Source organism: Pseudomonas sp. MOIL14HWK12:I1 (assembly GCF_000510705.1).
In the GTDB taxonomy this organism is placed as follows: Bacteria; Pseudomonadota; Gammaproteobacteria; order Pseudomonadales; family Pseudomonadaceae; genus Chryseomonas; species Chryseomonas oryzihabitans.
In genome coordinates, this window is sequence record NZ_KI783307.1 from 314,759 (window position 1) to 329,907 (window position 15,149).

Annotated in this window: 15 protein-coding genes and 1 pseudogene; 8 read left to right on the plus strand and 8 right to left on the minus strand. The window is 66.7% G+C overall.

All coding sequences use genetic code 11. From position 1 onward, the window contains the following. Position 1 precedes the first annotated feature (1 nt). The 3 genes and pseudogenes from PSEK12I1_RS25325 to PSEK12I1_RS0111415 all read right to left on the minus strand — a co-directional run. Positions 2-1,111 (minus strand): annotated as a pseudogene (locus PSEK12I1_RS25325) (FIST signal transduction protein); the annotation flags it as partial. Positions 1,112-1,356: 245 nt separating this feature from the next. Then, entirely contained in the window at positions 1,357-1,779 is a 423-nt protein-coding gene (locus tag PSEK12I1_RS0111410) for a GFA family protein (RefSeq protein WP_027601596.1), read from the minus strand. Between the two features lie 93 nt (positions 1,780-1,872). Beyond that, entirely contained in the window at positions 1,873-2,154 is a 282-nt protein-coding gene (locus tag PSEK12I1_RS0111415; RefSeq protein ID WP_007160531.1) for a peptidylprolyl isomerase, read from the minus strand. 153 nt (positions 2,155-2,307) lie between these two features. On the opposite strand from PSEK12I1_RS0111415, the gene PSEK12I1_RS0111420 reads away from it, so the two are divergent. Continuing rightward, complete coding sequence (locus tag PSEK12I1_RS0111420; RefSeq protein ID WP_027601597.1) at positions 2,308-3,156, plus strand: CAP domain-containing protein; 849 nt, start codon at positions 2,308-2,310, stop codon at positions 3,154-3,156. A gap of 141 nt (positions 3,157-3,297) precedes the next feature. Here the strand turns inward: PSEK12I1_RS0111420 and PSEK12I1_RS0111425 are convergent, their stop codons facing one another. After that, positions 3,298-3,678 (minus strand): VOC family protein, encoded by a 381-nt coding sequence (locus PSEK12I1_RS0111425; RefSeq protein WP_027601598.1) that lies wholly within the window; start codon positions 3,676-3,678, stop codon positions 3,298-3,300. A 61-nt stretch (positions 3,679-3,739) separates the two neighbouring features. Beyond that, positions 3,740-4,075 carry a DUF305 domain-containing protein gene (locus tag PSEK12I1_RS0111430; protein ID WP_027598986.1) on the minus strand — a complete coding sequence of 112 codons (336 nt, stop codon included), beginning with the start codon at positions 4,073-4,075 and terminating at the stop codon, positions 3,740-3,742. A 416-nt stretch (positions 4,076-4,491) separates the two neighbouring features. Between PSEK12I1_RS0111430 and PSEK12I1_RS0111435 the strand changes: the two genes are divergently transcribed. Beyond that, on the plus strand, positions 4,492-5,682 hold the full coding sequence (locus tag PSEK12I1_RS0111435) for a sugar transporter (protein WP_007160527.1): 1,191 nt from the start codon (positions 4,492-4,494) through the stop codon (positions 5,680-5,682). Between the two features lie 157 nt (positions 5,683-5,839). Continuing rightward, the gene (locus tag PSEK12I1_RS0111440) at positions 5,840-6,307 is read left to right on the plus strand and encodes a DUF4442 domain-containing protein (RefSeq protein ID WP_027601599.1); all 468 of its coding nucleotides are present in this window, start codon (positions 5,840-5,842) and stop codon (positions 6,305-6,307) included. Positions 6,308-6,482: 175 nt separating this feature from the next. Here PSEK12I1_RS0111440 and PSEK12I1_RS0111445 read toward each other — a convergent pair whose 3' ends face one another. Beyond that, complete coding sequence (locus PSEK12I1_RS0111445; RefSeq protein WP_027601600.1) at positions 6,483-8,876, minus strand: DEAD/DEAH box helicase; 2,394 nt, start codon at positions 8,874-8,876, stop codon at positions 6,483-6,485. Between the two features lie 179 nt (positions 8,877-9,055). Between PSEK12I1_RS0111445 and PSEK12I1_RS0111450 the strand changes: the two genes are divergently transcribed. From PSEK12I1_RS0111450 to PSEK12I1_RS0111460, 3 genes are all read left to right on the plus strand, one after another. Next, positions 9,056-10,417 (plus strand): sodium:proton antiporter, encoded by a 1,362-nt coding sequence (locus PSEK12I1_RS0111450; protein WP_027601601.1) that lies wholly within the window; start codon positions 9,056-9,058, stop codon positions 10,415-10,417. A 29-nt stretch (positions 10,418-10,446) separates the two neighbouring features. Further along, a complete protein-coding gene (locus PSEK12I1_RS0111455; protein WP_007160523.1) occupies positions 10,447-11,073 on the plus strand; it encodes a hemolysin III family protein in 627 nt (208 codons plus the stop codon). 144 nt (positions 11,074-11,217) lie between these two features. Next, positions 11,218-11,616: a septal ring lytic transglycosylase RlpA family protein gene (locus tag PSEK12I1_RS0111460; RefSeq protein WP_027601602.1), complete on the plus strand. Its 399-nt coding sequence runs from the start codon at positions 11,218-11,220 to the stop codon at positions 11,614-11,616. Positions 11,617-11,622: 6 nt separating this feature from the next. Here PSEK12I1_RS0111460 and PSEK12I1_RS23690 read toward each other — a convergent pair whose 3' ends face one another. Then, positions 11,623-12,639 (minus strand): GGDEF domain-containing protein, encoded by a 1,017-nt coding sequence (locus tag PSEK12I1_RS23690; protein ID WP_223855456.1) that lies wholly within the window; start codon positions 12,637-12,639, stop codon positions 11,623-11,625. Between the two features lie 247 nt (positions 12,640-12,886). On the opposite strand from PSEK12I1_RS23690, the gene PSEK12I1_RS0111470 reads away from it, so the two are divergent. Both PSEK12I1_RS0111470 and PSEK12I1_RS0111475 read left to right on the plus strand, forming a co-directional pair. Then, positions 12,887-13,519, plus strand: coding sequence for a DJ-1/PfpI family protein (locus PSEK12I1_RS0111470; RefSeq protein WP_027601604.1), 633 nt, complete (start codon positions 12,887-12,889; stop codon positions 13,517-13,519). Then, positions 13,513-14,136 (plus strand): glutathione S-transferase family protein, encoded by a 624-nt coding sequence (locus PSEK12I1_RS0111475; RefSeq protein ID WP_027601605.1) that lies wholly within the window; start codon positions 13,513-13,515, stop codon positions 14,134-14,136. The genes PSEK12I1_RS0111470 and PSEK12I1_RS0111475 overlap by 7 nt, the downstream gene beginning before the upstream one ends. Before the next feature lie 3 nt (positions 14,137-14,139). On the opposite strand, the gene PSEK12I1_RS0111480 is transcribed toward PSEK12I1_RS0111475, so the two are convergent. After that, positions 14,140-15,126 (minus strand): LysR family transcriptional regulator, encoded by a 987-nt coding sequence (locus tag PSEK12I1_RS0111480; protein ID WP_051399096.1) that lies wholly within the window; start codon positions 15,124-15,126, stop codon positions 14,140-14,142. Positions 15,127-15,149: the final 23 nt, after the last annotated feature.

Genomic DNA, 15,149 nt, shown 5'->3' on the forward strand with positions numbered 1-15,149 from the left:
GCGGCAACTCGGCGCCGTTGTTGGCGCGGCGCAGGATGCAGTCGTTGAGCACGCCTACCAGCGGGGTGCCGCTCTTGCCCTGCAGGAAGCGGACGAAGTCCTCGCGGGTGGCGTCCACCAGGGAGGTGCGCTTGACCATCACCAGCTCTTCGCCGGGCGCCACGTCGCAGAACAGGTGGATGCGCTCGCGCTCGTAGTCGATGCGGGCGATGGAGCGGACGAACAGCTCCTCGCCCACGCGGATGGCGAAGGAATAGTCCGCCAGGCGCTGCTCCAGCTGCTCGGCGCGGCAGCTCAGGGCCTCGCAGAGGGCCGCCACCATGCTCTTGATCTGGCCGCGGCTGTCGACCACCTGGCTGATGTAGCGCTCTTCCAGGGAGGCGGTGAGGACACTGAGGCTGAGCGGCGTGGCGCTGAAATTCTGGCTCTTGAAGACCCCAAAGCGGGTGTTCCGGGCCATCTTCAGGAAGACCAGCTGGGCATGGTTTTCATAGGCCTTGCGGCCATCGTGCAGCAGCGTCTGGCGGAAGTCGCCCTTGCCGCCGGCGGAGCCGCCGACGAACAGGCAGGGAAAGCGGCCGGACTCGTACAGCGCCTCCATGAAGAAGGATTCCGAGGCGGACAGGCCGTCGAACAGCACGAAGGCCAGGGTATCGCGGTGATCGATGGGCGTGCGCACCTGCAGGCGCTTGAGCGACTCGGTCAGGCGGGCGAGGCGCTCCTTCATGCTGCGCCGCGGTCCGCCACGGCGGATGTCCTCGCTGTCCAGCGGAACGTGCACCACCTCGGCCGAGGCGATGACCGAGGCGTCGAAGAATTGCAGCACCAGCCGGTCCCAGGCGCCATCGGCGGCGCAATACAGGCGCTGCTCGCTGCCGCAGAGTTCGCCGGAGGTGGTGCACAGGCTGATGGATGCGCCGGGAAAGCGCCCCGCCAGCTGCCGGGCGATGGCGTCCAGGTCCAGGTGTGGCGAAACGAAGCCGGCGATATAGGTGGGCTTGAGGGCGACGCCGCCGAGGCGGTCGCTCAATTCGCGAGCGGAGCAGGTCAGGCTGAACACGCCGCTACCGCCCTGGCGGGCACGCGCGCCGAAGCGTTGCAGAAACCCCATGATTGTTCCTCTTGTCTGGCAGGCTGGGAAAGGGAGCTCACTCAGGCATCGGCGCGTTTGCCGGCGGCTTGATAGGGGTGTGCGCCCAGGCCGCAGGCGACCGGGCGCAACGGATCAGGGGTGCGGCAGAGGCCGGGGCTCTGGCATGAGCCTTGGCGTGATAACGAGCGTGCGCAGGACCCCGAGGTCGCCCGCAGCGAGGCGACCGGTGGTCATGGCTGGCGCCGGAAGGCGACTGCGGGCGACTAGTCCTGTTCGCCGTGCTCGGCGAAGGCCTCGGCGCCGGTCAGCTGGCGGGTCTGGTTGGCGAAGCAGTACCAGGCCGGCTTTTCCTCGATGAAGATCTCGCTGTCCAGCAACCAGTCGCTGCCTTCGAGCAGGCCCACCGGAATGGCGTAATGCGGCTCGGACTTGAGGCGGTAGAACAGGTGGGTGCCGCAGTGGCGACAGAAGCCGCGCTCGGCCCAGTCGGACGAGGCATGGACGGCCAGGGCATCGCCACCACCGATCACCGGTGGTTGAGCACAGTCCACTGCCAGCAGCGGGCCACCGCTCCAGCGGCGACAGGTCCGGCAATGACAGGCCGAGACGGCAAGGCTGTCGAGGCGACAATCCAGCTGGACGGCGCCGCACAGGCACTGACCGTGACCTTCGAGGGGAAGGGACATGGCACTATCCTCGTGAGACAGGAGGTCTGCAGGATAGCCGGTTGGGCGCAGGGAAGGGAGGTGCCCCCGCTGCGAGCGGGAGCACTGGCGCGATCAATCTTCGCGGCTGGTGACTTCCACCAGGTGATAGCCGAACTGGGTCTTTACCGGACCCTGGACCTGATGCAGCGGCGCGCTGAACACCACGGTGTCGAACTCCTTGACCATCTGGCCCGGGCGGAAGGTGCCCAGGTCACCGCCCTGGCGGCTGGAGGGGCAGCTGGAGTTGTCCTTGGCCACCTGGGCGAAATCGGCGCCCCCTTCGATGGCGGCTTTGAGTTCGTTGCACTTGGCTTCGCTGGAAACCAGGATGTGGCGGGCAGAGGCTTTGGCCATGGGAGAGACTCCTGTTGAATGAGCCGGCGAGCCTACTCCAATCACCCTTGCAAGCAAACTGCCATCCGTTCCTCGGCTGGCCACCGGTCTGGCTTGCGCCCTGGATTCAGGCCGGGTACATAGCGCTTCCGTCTTTTCCGGATCCGCTCGCGCATGTCCCGTTTCCCCGCCTTGTCCCTGCTGCTGACCACGACCCTGCTGACCCAGGCTGCCCTCGCCGCGACGCCCGAGGAGGCGCGTCTGGTCAGTCTGATCAACGCCTATCGCGCCGCCCCCCAGGGGTGCCCGGGCACCCGCGCCGCGGCGCCGCTCGCCGCCGACAATCGCCTGGCGGCGGTGCGCCTGACCGGTCGCGATCGACTGCAGGGCGATCTGCGCGCCGCGGGTTATCAGGCATCGGCCGTGCAGGTGATCATGCTGGCGGGCGCCCCCACCGCCCAGGCGGCCATGGCCGGACTGCGCCAGCAGTATTGCCGGCCGCTGGCCAGCAGCGACTATGCGCAGATCGGGGTGAGTCAGCAGGGGCCGCGCTGGCAGCTGGTGCTGGCGCGTCCGGTGGTGAGCGCCGGCCTGGGCGACTGGCAGAGCGCCGGCAAGGCGGTCCTCGCCGAGGTCAATCGCGCCCGGGCCCAGGCGCGCACCTGCGGCACCCGGCGTTTTGCCGCGACCACCCCGCTGCGCTGGAATCCGGCGCTGGCCAATGCCGCCCTGGCCCACAGCCAGGACATGGCCGGTCGCGACTACTTCTCCCATACCGCCCCCGGCGGCGGCACCGTGGCCGAGCGGGTGGGCAAACAGGGCTACGGCTGGACCCGCATCGGTGAAAACATCGCCGCGGGCGCCGGTTCGGTCAGCCAGGCCATGCAGGGCTGGCTGGCGAGTCCGGGCCACTGCGCCAATCTGATGAATCCGGAATTCACCGAAATGGGCGCGGCCTATGCCCTGAATCCGCGGAGCACCCACAGCCTCTACTGGACCCAGGTGTTCGGTCGGCCGCGCTAGGCTCTGTACGAAAAGTGCCTGCACTCGGTGATGCGTCGTTGAAAACGCCTTCGGAATGCTCATTTACCACTCGTAAACTCCGCTTCCTCAGGCTTCTTTTCGCCTCGCCTGACCTTCGCTCGGCGACCTTTCGCGCAGAGCCTAGGCCGGGTACTCGGCGATCTCGATCAGGTTGAGGTCGGGATCGCGGACATAGACCGAGCGAATCGGTCCGGTGGCGCCGGTGCGAGCCACCGGGCCTTCGATGATCGGCCAGCCCTCGCGCTGCAGATGGGCGATCACCTGGTCCAGCGGCTCCCGGGCGATGAAGCAGAGGTCGAGGGCGCCCGGCACCGGCAGGTGCGCCTTGGGTTCGAATTCGTACCCCCGCTCGTGCAGATTGATCTTCTGGTTGCCATAGCGCAGCGCCTTGCGCCCCGCGCCAAACGTCTCCAGGCGCATACCCAGCACCCGGGTGTAGAAATCCTCGCAGGCGGCGAGGTCGATGGTGGTCAGGACCAGATGATCCAGATGGTCGATCAGCATGGTGGACTCCGCTTCGGGCCTGGCGTCCCACTGTGCCAGTCCCGGATGCGGTGCGCCATTACTTGCCGTGGGCCTTGATCCAGCGATTGAGCTGGTCGATTTCCTTCTGCTGGGCCTGGATGATGTCCTCGGCCAGCTTGCGCATCTCCGGGTCCTTGCCGTGCTGCAGCTGATAGCGGGCCATGTCGACGGCGCCCTCGTGATGGGCCAGCATGCCCTTGGCGAAGGCCAGGTCCGGGTCCTTGGCCTTGAGGCCTTCTTCCATGCCCTGGTGCATGGTCTCCATGCTCTTCTGCATGTCCTGGTGGGCCGGGTGCTGGGTCTCGGCGGCCTGGGCGACGCCGCCGGCGAGCAGACTGAGGGCGAGCAGGGTGGAGGAGAGGACGATACGCATGGGGGAGGCTCCTGACTGGGCTGGTGACGCCGAGGCTAGAGCTTGCCCCTAGGGTAAGGTCAATCGTCCGGCGCGTTTCGCTCGGAGCTTCGTCCAGGCAAAAGGTTTCGCGATGTTTTGTCGCAGCGCCAGGCGATGGGTGCGCTGCTCCCGGGTAAAAAAGCGCGACCGATCAGGCGGTTGGCCGCTTCGGCCAGGCGATTGCCGCTGTCAGGCGCAACTGCGGGAGGTTGTGATGGTCCGAATCGACAGCGTAGAATTTTTACTACATTCAATTCCAATCCCTACCTACGGCAGACTTCTCGCTCGCGACCCGGCGTCGCAGGCGGGCCAGGCCTTTGCTCGTGGGTTTTTGTCGTCGGCTTTCTGACCGAGAGTCGCCATCCACCCTTTCGCTCTGGAGTAGAAGACCCCCCATGGATGCTACCGCCGAAGCCCGGAAGCCCAGCTGGTCCGGTGTCATCGCCCTGGCCCTGGCCGCCTTCATCTTCAACACCACGGAATTTGTTCCGGTGGCGCTGCTCAGCGACATCGGGCGCAGCTTCGACATGCGCCCCTCGCAGGTCGGCTTGATGCTGACCATCTATGCCTGGGTGGTGGCCCTGATGTCGCTGCCGATGATGCTCGCCACCCGCTCCATCGAGCGGCGCCGGCTGCTGGTGTTCGTCTTCATCGTGTTCATCGCCTGCCACGGCCTCTCCGGGGTGGCCTGGAGCTTCGAGGTGCTGGTGGCCAGCCGCATCGGCATCGCCTTCGCCCATGCGGTGTTCTGGTCGATCACCGCCTCGCTGGCGGTGCGTATCGCCCCGGCCGGCAAGCAGACCCAGGCCCTCGGCCTGCTGGCCACCGGCACCTGCCTGGCCATGGTGCTGGGCATCCCGCTGGGCCGGGTGCTGGGTGAATTGCTGGGCTGGCGCTACACCTTCGTCGCCATCGCGGCGCTGGCGGTGGGCACGGTGCTCTGGCTGGCGCGCAACCTGCCGCTGCTGCCCAGCGAGAACTCCGGTTCCCTGGCCAGCCTGCCGGTGCTGTTCAAGCGCCCGGCGCTGCTGTGCATCTACCTGCTCACCACCCTGGTGGTGACCGCCCACTTCACCGGCTACAGCTACATCGAGCCCTTTGCCGTGGAGGTGGCCGGCATGGGTGGCATGCAGATCACCGCCTTGCTGCTGCTGTTCGGCGGCTCCGGCGTCATCGGCTCGCTGCTGTTCAGCCGCTACAGCCTGAGATTCCCCAATGGCTTCCTGATCGCGGCCATCGCTGGCATCGCCCTGTCGCTGCTGTTGCTGCTGCCGTTCGCCTGGAAGAGCTTCATGCTGGAGGGCCTGAGCGTCATCTGGGGCATCGCCATCATGAGTTTCGGCCTGGCGCTGCAATCCAAGGTGCTGGCCCTGGCCAAGGACGCCACCGACGTCGCCATGGCGCTGTTCTCCGGGATCTACAACGTCGGCATCGGCGGCGGCGCCCTGCTCGGCAGCGTGGTGGGGACCCATGTCGGCATGCCCTACGTCGGCCTGGTGGGCGGCAGCCTGGCGGTGGCCGGTCTGCTGTTCGCGGTGTTCATGACCCGGCGCTACGCCGAGCAACTCAACGCCAATCCGCTATAAGGCCCGCGGGCGCCTCTTCGGCGAGGCGCCCCGGCCGCGCGACCCGGGGGTCGCGAACTGTCTACCGGGCCGCGTCCGCCAGCCATGGAGCGGCCCGGGGCGAAGCGCTAAGCTGCGGGCACCTGGCGCTCCGGCCAGGCTGCCGGATGCGCTCGCCATGAATCGACTGCTGTTCAATCTCTTCGTCTGGACCAAGGTGCCCATCGCCAAGATCGCCGGCCTGCGCCTGCGCCACCTGGACGATGCCGGCTGCCAGATGCAGGTCACCCATGGCTGGCTGAACCAGAATCCCTTCAAGAGCATATTCTGGGCGGTGGAGGGCATGGCGGCGGAATTTTCCACCGGCATCCTCGCCGACCGGCACATCCGCCGTTCCGGCAGCCGCTACGCCATGCTGGTCGTGGCCATGAGCGCAACCTTCAGCAAGAAGGCCGTGGGCACCATCGTCTTTCGCTGCGACCAGGGCGCGGCCATCGCCGCGGCGCTGGTGCGCGCCCGGGAGACCGGCGAGCCGCAGCAGGTCGAGCTGCGCAGCGTCGGCACCGACGAAAGCGGTGAGCAGGTGGCGGAATTCTTCTTCACCTGGAGCTTCAAGGCGCGGGCGCCGCTGGGGACGTCCCGGTAGGAGCGACTGTCTTTCTTTATCGCGGCCATGATCACGGCCATGGCGGTCCGCCGATGCAGCCGTTCTGGCTTGGACTATCGCGGCCATGGGCCGCTCCTACAGGAGCATGATTTCCCTGTAGGAGCGGCCCATGGCCGCGATCGGTAGCGTGACCGCTGGCGACTTTCCGCGCCGCCTAGCGCCCGAACCGTCCACCTCGGCGTTCGCCGCGACCCTGGCGGCGGCCGGCCTTGCCCTGGCCCTTTTCCTGGCCACGCGGCCGGCGTCGGCGGGACAACTCCCGGGTGATGGCGTCGTTGAGCAGGTCGCGATGATCCTGGCCGCGTTCCAGGGCCGGAAACAGCTCGGGCAGGCTGCGCGACAGGTGCAGATAGGTCTCCACCACGTGCAGGGCGCTTTCCAGTCCGGCGAGATCGGTGCCCATGGGAATGCGCGGCAGATCCACCGGCTCGCCGCGGGCGACGCTGCGCAGCCAGCGCTGGGCCTGGCTGCTGGCCGGGCCTTCCAGGCCGCCACGGATCGGCGTGCAGGCGAAGATCCAGCGCAGCTGGAAGTCGATGCCGGGCAGGTCGATCAGCTTGATCCACTCGGCCAGCTCGTCGGGCAGTACCGAGACGAAGGCGTCGCCATAGTTGATGTTGCGATTGAAGGTCAGCCAGGTGCGCAGCAGGCTGGGCTCCTCCATGAACTCGGACAGCGCGCGCAGGTGTTCCAGGCTCGGTCGCACCTGGAACTGGTGCAAATCCACCGGATCGTCCGGGCTGTGGAACAGCCGCTTGATGTTGCGCAGTACATGGGGCTCCAGCGCGGTGATTTCCCCTTCGGCATGATGACCGAAACGCCCGGCACGCCCACCGATCTGCTTGACCTCCTGCACCCGCAACGGCCGGTTCTCCACCCCGTCGAATTTCTCGTCGGTGTAGAAGCACAGGGTATGGGCCGGCAGGTTGAGGCCCATGCCCACGGCATCGGTGGCGACCATGATCTCGGTCTCGCCTTCGCGGAAGCGCCGCGCCTGTTCCCGCCGCACTTCCGGCGAGAGGGCGCCATAGACCACCGACACCCGGCGGCCGGCCATCTCCAGCAGGCCCTTGAGTTCCAGCACCACCCGACGGCTGAAGGCCACCAGCAGCGAACCCGGTTCCAGGCGCTCCAGGGTGGTGGCGTGGCGCGCCACCGTGACTGGCGACAGGCGCTTGGTAGGCTTGATCTCCAGGCGGTCCTCGCACAGCTCGCAGAGGGTGCGCAGCGAGGGTTCGATCAGCGCCGGGCCGGTCATCAGCAGGCGCTTGGTCTGGGCGCTGACCAGGGCATCGACCCAGGCCCAGCCGCGCTGCGGATCGGCCAGCATCTGCACCTCGTCGACCACCACCACCTCCCACTGCTGGCGGCGGAAGCGGGCGAATTCCTCCACGGTGCAGCAGAAATGCGTGGCACCCGGGCGGATGATCTCTTCCTCGCCGGTGACCAGCGAGCAGGGCACGCCGAGGGACTCCAGGCGCTCCTGGTTTTCCAGGGCCATCAACCGCAGCGGCGAGAGGTAGATGGCATGGGTCACCGCCGCCATGGCCTCGATGGACCTGTGGGTCTTGCCGCTGTTGGTGGGGCCGAGCAGGGCGGTCCAGGTGCGGGTCAGGCGGCGGGCCGGATAATTCTGGTGGTACTGGCCGAAGCGCGGATTGTTTTCCAGCAGCACGGCGAAGGCCATCTTCTCGCGCTGCTGGGTCACGGCGTGGCGCAGCGCGCGGCGCAGCTTGTCGGCTTCCAGGCGCATCAGCTCCTGCAGGCGCGGCGTGCCCAACTGGTGCAGATCGAAGTCCAGGGCATCGGCTTCGCCCACCAGCACGGCGAAACGCTCGCGCAGGTCCGCCTCGGCTTCGGCCCTAAGCGCGGCGACATCGGCGTCACTCAGCAGTCGGCCCTGGTTGGCCGCCAGCCGCCGGGGGATCTCCAGGCGAATGTCCTCGTGGGTCAGCACCACGTTGAATCTCAATTCGTGGCGCGTTTCGTTGAGCACCTCCACCGCCCGCGGCAAAAAGTCGTCCAGGCGGATCAACGCCTGGGGCACCCGCTCCAGCACCCGCTGGCGATCCTCGTCGGCCATCTCGGCGAAGGGCGCCGCCAGAATGCCGAGGCGCTCGCGCACCGCATCGCCCAGACGCTCGCTGACCGCGGCGGCAAAGGCCTCGGCCGAATCGCTGTCGGCCAGATTCAGCGTCCAGTGGGGTTCGAGCAATTCGCTCGCCGCGCCGCCGGTAAAGAGCTTTTCGCTGCCGAAGACATCCACCGAATAGCCAAAGGTCTTGCCGGCATTGAGCAGCGCCTGGCCCAGCAGGCTGTCGGGATCGGGCGCGCTGCCGGCGGCGACCGCAGCGCCTTCGTCCAGCCCCAGCCAGAAGGCCTTGGCGATGCGACCCAGGTGCGGCAGGGGATAGCCCGAGTAGGGTTTGAACCAGAGTTCCTGGTGTTGCTGCTTGGCGACGAAGTCGGAATGGGTGCGGCCGGCCCAGTCGAGGAAGCGCTGCAGGCGTTCGAGGCGGCGTTGCTTGCGGAGGCGGTGATCGCTCATGCGGGTAGGGGCTTTCCTTGGGGACTATAGGGCATGGGACCCCGGCCAGGGCCACGGGGTCACCCGGAGGCGCGCCATTCGGCAGATAGGGGGCACGCGGCTACGTCGGCGCAGTCTCCATCAGAAGGGTGACGTCTGCTACCCGCTCTTCCTTCTCTGTTCTGGATCACGCTACCCACATGACTTTTCTCGTCTGGGTCGGGGTATTGGGATCGCTGTTGATGATCCTCGCCCTGACCTCCGCCTATCTGCGCTGGCTACCGGTCACCACCTCGGTGGTCTGCCTGGCCTTCGGCATGCTCATCAGCCCCATCGGCCTGAGCCTGGCCGAGGTCGACTTCCAGCAATCGGCGACCTGGATCGGCCACCTCACCGAGGTGGCGGTGCTCTTTTCGCTGTTTGTCAGTGGCCTCAAGCTGCGCCTGTCCTTTCATCGCTCTTCCTGGCACGGCGCCTATCTGCTGGCCGGGCCGGTGATGATCCTCAGCATCGCCGGGGTCTGCCTGGTCGCCCACTACCTGCTCGGTCTGCCCTGGGGCGTGGCCCTGCTGATCGGCGCCATCCTCGCGCCCACCGACCCGGTGCTGGCCGGGCTGGTGCAGGTCAACCACGCTCAGGATTTCGACCGGGTGCGCTTCGGTCTCTCCGGCGAGGCGGGCCTCAACGACGGCACCGCCTTTCCCTTCGTGCTGCTCGGTCTGCTGCTCCTGCAGCATGGCGAACTCCAGTGGGGCTGGACCCTGGAGTGGTTTTTCAAGAATGTGGTCTGGGGCGTACCGGCGGGCCTGCTGCTGGGCTATGTCATGGGCAAGGGGGTCGGGCGGCTGATGATCTTCCTGCGCACGCGGCATGGCGACAGCACCATCTCGCCCAACGATTTCCTCGCCCTGGCGCTGATCGCTCTGTCCTATGTGCTGGCCGACGAGATCGGCGCCTTCGGCTTTCTCGCGGTGTTCGCCGCCGGCCTGGGCCTGCGCCAGGCCGAGGTACAGACCTCCGGTAATGCGGAAACGCCTTCCGAGCAACTGGCGCAACCGGTGATCGGGCATCTCACCGGAGCGCCGGAGCGTGCCACGGTGGCCAACGCCGAGGACATCGAGGAGCCGCGCATGGCCGCCGGGGTGATGATGGGCGACATGCTCGCCTTCGGCAGCCTGGTGGAGCGCTCCTTCGAGGTGCTGCTGGTGACCCTGCTCGGGGTGGTGCTGATCACCCACTGGGACAGCCGCGCGCTGCTGCTGGGCGCCTTGCTGTTCGTGGTGATCCGCCCGCTGGGCGTGGCCAGCATGCTGCCCTTCACCCGCATCGATCGCCACCAGGGTGCGCTGATCGGCTGGTTCGGCATCCGTGGCATCGGTAGCCTGTATTATCTGTGCTACGCGCTCACTCATCAGGTCACGGCCGACTGGGCCGGGACCATCGTCGACCTGACCCTGTCGGTGGTGGCCTTGAGCATCGCGGTCCACGGGATTTCCATCCAGCCGCTGCTCGACCGCTACGAGCGTCTCACTGCCCGTCGCGAGGGCTCAGCGAGACCCTGAGCCCGTTTGCGACCTACACCGGAGGACGCATGTACTACGGCGAACGTCTCAATGCCTGGACCCATCTGGTCGGTGCCCTGCTGGCCCTGGCCGGCGCCATTGCCCTGGTAGTACTGGCCAGCCTGCAGGGCGATCCCTGGCGCATCGTCAGCGTGGCCATCTATGGGGTCGCGCTGGTAATCCTCTACAGTGTCTCGACCCTCTACCACAGCGTGAAGGGGCGGGCGAAACGCCTGCTGCAAAAGCTCGATCACCTGTCGATCTATCTGCTCATCGCCGGCAGCTACACGCCGTTCTGCCTGGTGACCCTGCGCGGTCCCTGGGGCTGGACGCTGTTCGGCATCGTCTGGGGCCTGGCGCTGATCGGCATGGCGCAGGAGCTCAAGCCGCGTTCGGAGGCGCGCATCCTGTCGCTGGTGATCTACGCCACCATGGGCTGGATCGTGCTGGTGGCGGTGGGACCACTGCTGGATCGCCTGGGCGGCGAGGGCTTCGCCTGGCTGGCGGCCGGCGGGGTGCTCTATACCGTCGGCATCCTCTTCTTCGTCTTCGACGATCGCTTTCGCCACTGGCATGGCATCTGGCACGGCTTCGTCATGGCCGGCAGCGCCCTGCATTTCGTGGCCATCCTCAGGTACGTGCTGCCGGCGCCCTAGGGCGGTCTTGAGGGGCTCGTCACAGATGGGATGGCCGCTGGCCATCCCTGGCGAACCTCCCGGGGGCGCCCGGGTTCAGAGCTAGCTGAATCCACTCCCCGAGCGTTGCTTTCCCGAAAACCAAGAAAAAGAGGAAGGTGAAACGTGTTCATCCGTCCCAGATCCCTCTTGTTGCTTCTGATACTTGCCTGCACCGCCTGCCAGGAAAAGGACGCCAAGACCGTCGCGGCACCGGTCAAGAAGGAAGCCGGCTTCGAACAGCGCGGCAAGGCCTCCTTCTACTCGCGCAAGTTCCACGGCAAGGAAACCGCCAGTGGCGAGACCTTCAACAACAACGAACTGGTCGCCGCCCACAAGACCCTGCCGCTCGGCACCCGGGTCAAGGTGACCAACCTGGAAAACGATCGCGCCGTGGTGGTGCGGATCAACGACCGCGGGCCCTATATCCGCGGCCGCATCATCGATCTTTCCCGCGCCGCTGCCCGGCGGGTGGACATGGTCGACGAAGGCACCACCGCGGTAAAGGTGGAAAAGCTGGAGTAGCGGTCCTCAGCGGATCCAGACCACCTGGTCCTTGCCCTGGCGCTTGGCCTGGTAGAGACCTTCGTCCGCCTGGCGCAGCAGCTCGTTGAGCGACAGCTCCGGCGCGAGGCGCAGCGCTCCGGCGCTGAAGCGGATGCCCAGGGGGGCGGCCTCGGCCAGGCGCTCGCGCAGGGTTTCCAGCAGGTGGCTGATCCTTGCCTCATCGAGGCCGCGGATCAGCAGGCCGAATTCCTCGCCGCCCAGGCGGCCGCCCTCCAGTCGCGGATCTAGTCGATCGAGTTCCCGCGCCGTGGCGACCAGCACCTCATCGCCCACCTGATGGCCGTGCCGGTCGTTGATCTCCTTGAAGTTGTCGATGTCGAGCATGACGAAATGCCTGGCTTCCCGTCCGCTCTCGCCCCGCGCCGCGTCCAGCTGTTGCAGGAGCTTGCGGCGGTTGGCGATCCGGGTGAGTTCATCGGTTTCCGCGAGAATCCGATAGCGCTCCTTGAGCCTGAAGGTCCGTCGCATCCACTGGCTGTTGGCGTGGTTGTAGGCGATGCCGATGGCCAGGGCGACACTGACCAGCAGCCCGACCAACTGCTCCGGCATCGCGCTGGGTATCAACCGGTCCTGACCGATGAAGAGGATGAAGCCGGCGCCGGCCAGGGTGATGAGGTAGTGGGAGAGGCGGTAGGTCAGGCCGCAGGTGCCCAGGATGATGATGAGGGCGACGGGCAGGTTCCAGTAGTGACCCACGGCGCCGCCATCCTGGATCTGGATGCGGAAGGCGAGGGCGAATGCCCAGATGTTGCCGGTAAAGGTCAGACTCATCATGCGTGCGCTGCGCGCCACGCTGAGCAGGGCGCTGATCGCCAGCAACAGCAGCATCAGCGCGAAATAGCGTCCCTTATAAGGACTGCCGATCAGCGGATTGCACCACAGGGTCAGCGGCCACATCGCCAGCATCAGCGGCTGCAGCACCAGCAGGGGCGTGCGCAGCACCCGCCGGACGTGCTGTTCATAACGAATCTCGTTGTCCATCGACATCTCGAAAGGGGGTAAGGCCGATGGGCGATGACAAATCGGCCGGTGGCTCGGCCAGGGTGTGTCACTGTAATGGCTAAGTGCCATGTCTTCCAGTGCTCCAGCGTCGTCGTTGCCCGGCTTAGAGCGGTTTGCCGATGATTGGCATGACTGTATGGCCAGCCCGGTGCGGCACTGTATCTGGTCGAACGGCAGGGTCGCGGCCAAGAATCCTTGGATCGACAGCAAGCCCTTGGTAGCTCCCATGCACCTCGCCATCCTCACCTTCGAAGGCTTCAACGAACTGGACTCCCTCATCGCCCTGGGCCTGCTCAATCGCATCAAGCGACCGGACTGGCGGGTCTCGCTGATGGCGCCCACGCCTTTCGTGACCTCCATGAACGGTGTTCGCCTGGAACGTCAGGCCGGCTTCGACGAACTGACGGACTGCACCGCCGTGCTGGTGGGCAGTGGCAGCCGTACCCGGGAACTGGCGCGAGACGCCGCGCTGCTGGAACAGCTGGCGGTGCTCGATCCCGGGCGCCAGCTGATCGGTGCCCAGTGCTCCGGGACGCTGCTGCTGGCGCGCCTCGGCCTGCTCGACGGCGTACCCGGCTGCACCGATCTCACCACCAAGCCCTGGGTGCAGGAAGCCGGCATCGAGGTGCTGAATCAGCCCTTCTTCGCCCGCGGCAACCTGGCCACCGCTGGCGGCTGCCTGGCTTCCAGCTACCTGGCGGCCTGGGCCATCGCGAGGCTGCTGGGCCGCGACGCGGCGGCCGAGGTGCTGCATTACGTGGCACCGGTGGGCGAGAAGGAGGACTATGTGCAGCGCGCGCTCGGCAATATCGAGCCCTATCTCAGCCATCCATCCCGGGAGATCGCCTCGGCATGCTGAAGATTCTTGGTCGCGTCTCTTCGATCAACGTACGCAAGGCGCTCTGGTGCCTCGATGAACTGGGCCTGGGCTATGAGCGCGAGGACTGGGGCGCCGGCTTTCGCTCGGCGCAATCCGCCGAGTATTTGCAGTGGAATCCCAATGGCCAGATCCCGGTCCTGCTGGACGGCGACTTCGTGCTCTGGGAGTCCAACAGCATCCTGCGCTACCTGGCCAACGCCCATGGCGGCGAGGCGCTGTATCCCACCACACCGCGCGCCCGGGCGCGGGTCGATCAGTGGCTCGACTGGCAGGCCTGCGAACTCAATCCGGCCTGGAGCTATGCCTATCTGGCGCTGGTGAAGCAGCAGCCACCTGCGCCCGATCCACAGCGTCTGGCGCAAGGCATCGCCGCCTGGAACGAGCGCATCGCCATTCTGGAGGCGCACCTGGCGCAGCACGGTCCCTATGTGGCCGGCGAGTCCTTCAGCCTGGCCGACATCGCCCTGGGCCTGTCGCTGCACCGCTGGCGCAGCACCCCGATGGAGCGCATCGCCGCGCCGGCCATCGAAGCCTATCTCGAACGCCTGGCCACCCGCCCGGCCTGGGCCTGCTATGCGAGCGATGCCACGCCCTGAGGCCTAGAGCCGCGCGGCGACCTCGGTGGTCGCCAGCAGATGCTGGAAGCCTTCCAGCAGTGCGGTTTCCGCCTGGGTCATGCGCTGTTCGCGGTGCCAGAGCAGGTGCACGTCGACATCGGCCACGCCCTCGCTGGGCGGCAGGCGCCAGAGTTCGCCGGCGGCCACCTCGTCGGCCACCACATGCTGGGGCAGACAGCCGATGCCGTAACCGGCGCCGACCAGGCGGCGGATTTCTTCGAGGCTGGGCGAGGAGGCCACGATACGTCCGGTGAAGCCCTGCTGATCGCGAAAGATGGTGAGCGGCGAGAGGCTGCCGCCAATCTGGTCGCTGGTGAAGCTGACGAAGTTTTCGCCCTGCAGATCGGCCAGCGACAGGCCACTGCGCCCGAACAAGGGGTGGCGGCGTCCGCAGAAGAAGGCGTAGCGCTGCTGCAACAGCACGCGCTGCTCCAGCTTGGGCTGAGGAATACGGCAGAGGGCGAGGCCCAGGGTCGCGGTCTTCTGCAGCAGGGAGCTGATGATGTCCGAGCTGCGCATCACGTCGATCTCCAGTTCCACCCGTGGAAAGCGACGGTGGAAGTCGGCGAGGAAGTCGTCGTAGCAGCGCGACTGGATGCGGCTGATGGTGAGCATCCGCACCTTGCCCACCACGGTTTCCGTCGAGCGCTCCAAGGCAGCGCCAAGGCGGGAGACGTTGCCATAGAGGTCGCTGGCGATCCGGGCTACCTCTTCGCCGGCCTCGGTGAGGGCGAAGCGCGGCCCACGGCGAATGATCAGCGCGCGATCGAGTTGTTCCTCCAGCCGCTTGAGGGCCTGGCTCACGGCTGGCTGAGTCAGGTGCAGCCGTGCGGCCGCACGGCTCACGCTGCCTTCCTGGACAATCACCAGATAGGTACGCAGGAGATTCCAGTCCAGCCGATCGTTGAGAAAACGCCGGCCCTCGGGCAAGGGCACGGGGGAGAGCGGTTCATCCTGATTATTAGCCATGTTTATAGATAAGTATAAGAATT

Excerpts from the sequence above, each read along its gene's own strand:
- PSEK12I1_RS0111410 (WP_027601596.1), bottom strand. The coding sequence starts at position 1,779 with ATGTCCCTTCCCCTCGAAGGTCACGGTCAGTGCCTGTGCGGCGCCGTC.
- PSEK12I1_RS0111415 (WP_007160531.1), bottom strand. The coding sequence starts at position 2,154 with ATGGCCAAAGCCTCTGCCCGCCACATCCTGGTTTCCAGCGAAGCCAAG.
- PSEK12I1_RS0111420 (WP_027601597.1), top strand. The coding sequence starts at position 2,308 with ATGTCCCGTTTCCCCGCCTTGTCCCTGCTGCTGACCACGACCCTGCTG.
- PSEK12I1_RS0111430 (WP_027598986.1), bottom strand. The coding sequence starts at position 4,075 with ATGCGTATCGTCCTCTCCTCCACCCTGCTCGCCCTCAGTCTGCTCGCC.
- PSEK12I1_RS0111435 (WP_007160527.1), top strand. The coding sequence starts at position 4,492 with ATGGATGCTACCGCCGAAGCCCGGAAGCCCAGCTGGTCCGGTGTCATC.
- PSEK12I1_RS0111440 (WP_027601599.1), top strand. The coding sequence starts at position 5,840 with ATGAATCGACTGCTGTTCAATCTCTTCGTCTGGACCAAGGTGCCCATC.
- PSEK12I1_RS0111445 (WP_027601600.1), bottom strand. The coding sequence starts at position 8,876 with ATGAGCGATCACCGCCTCCGCAAGCAACGCCGCCTCGAACGCCTGCAG.
- PSEK12I1_RS0111450 (WP_027601601.1), top strand. The coding sequence starts at position 9,056 with ATGACTTTTCTCGTCTGGGTCGGGGTATTGGGATCGCTGTTGATGATC.
- PSEK12I1_RS0111455 (WP_007160523.1), top strand. The coding sequence starts at position 10,447 with ATGTACTACGGCGAACGTCTCAATGCCTGGACCCATCTGGTCGGTGCC.
- PSEK12I1_RS23690 (WP_223855456.1), bottom strand. The coding sequence starts at position 12,639 with ATGGACAACGAGATTCGTTATGAACAGCACGTCCGGCGGGTGCTGCGC.
- PSEK12I1_RS0111470 (WP_027601604.1), top strand. The coding sequence starts at position 12,887 with ATGCACCTCGCCATCCTCACCTTCGAAGGCTTCAACGAACTGGACTCC.
- PSEK12I1_RS0111475 (WP_027601605.1), top strand. The coding sequence starts at position 13,513 with ATGCTGAAGATTCTTGGTCGCGTCTCTTCGATCAACGTACGCAAGGCG.
- PSEK12I1_RS0111480 (WP_051399096.1), bottom strand. The coding sequence starts at position 15,126 with ATGGCTAATAATCAGGATGAACCGCTCTCCCCCGTGCCCTTGCCCGAG.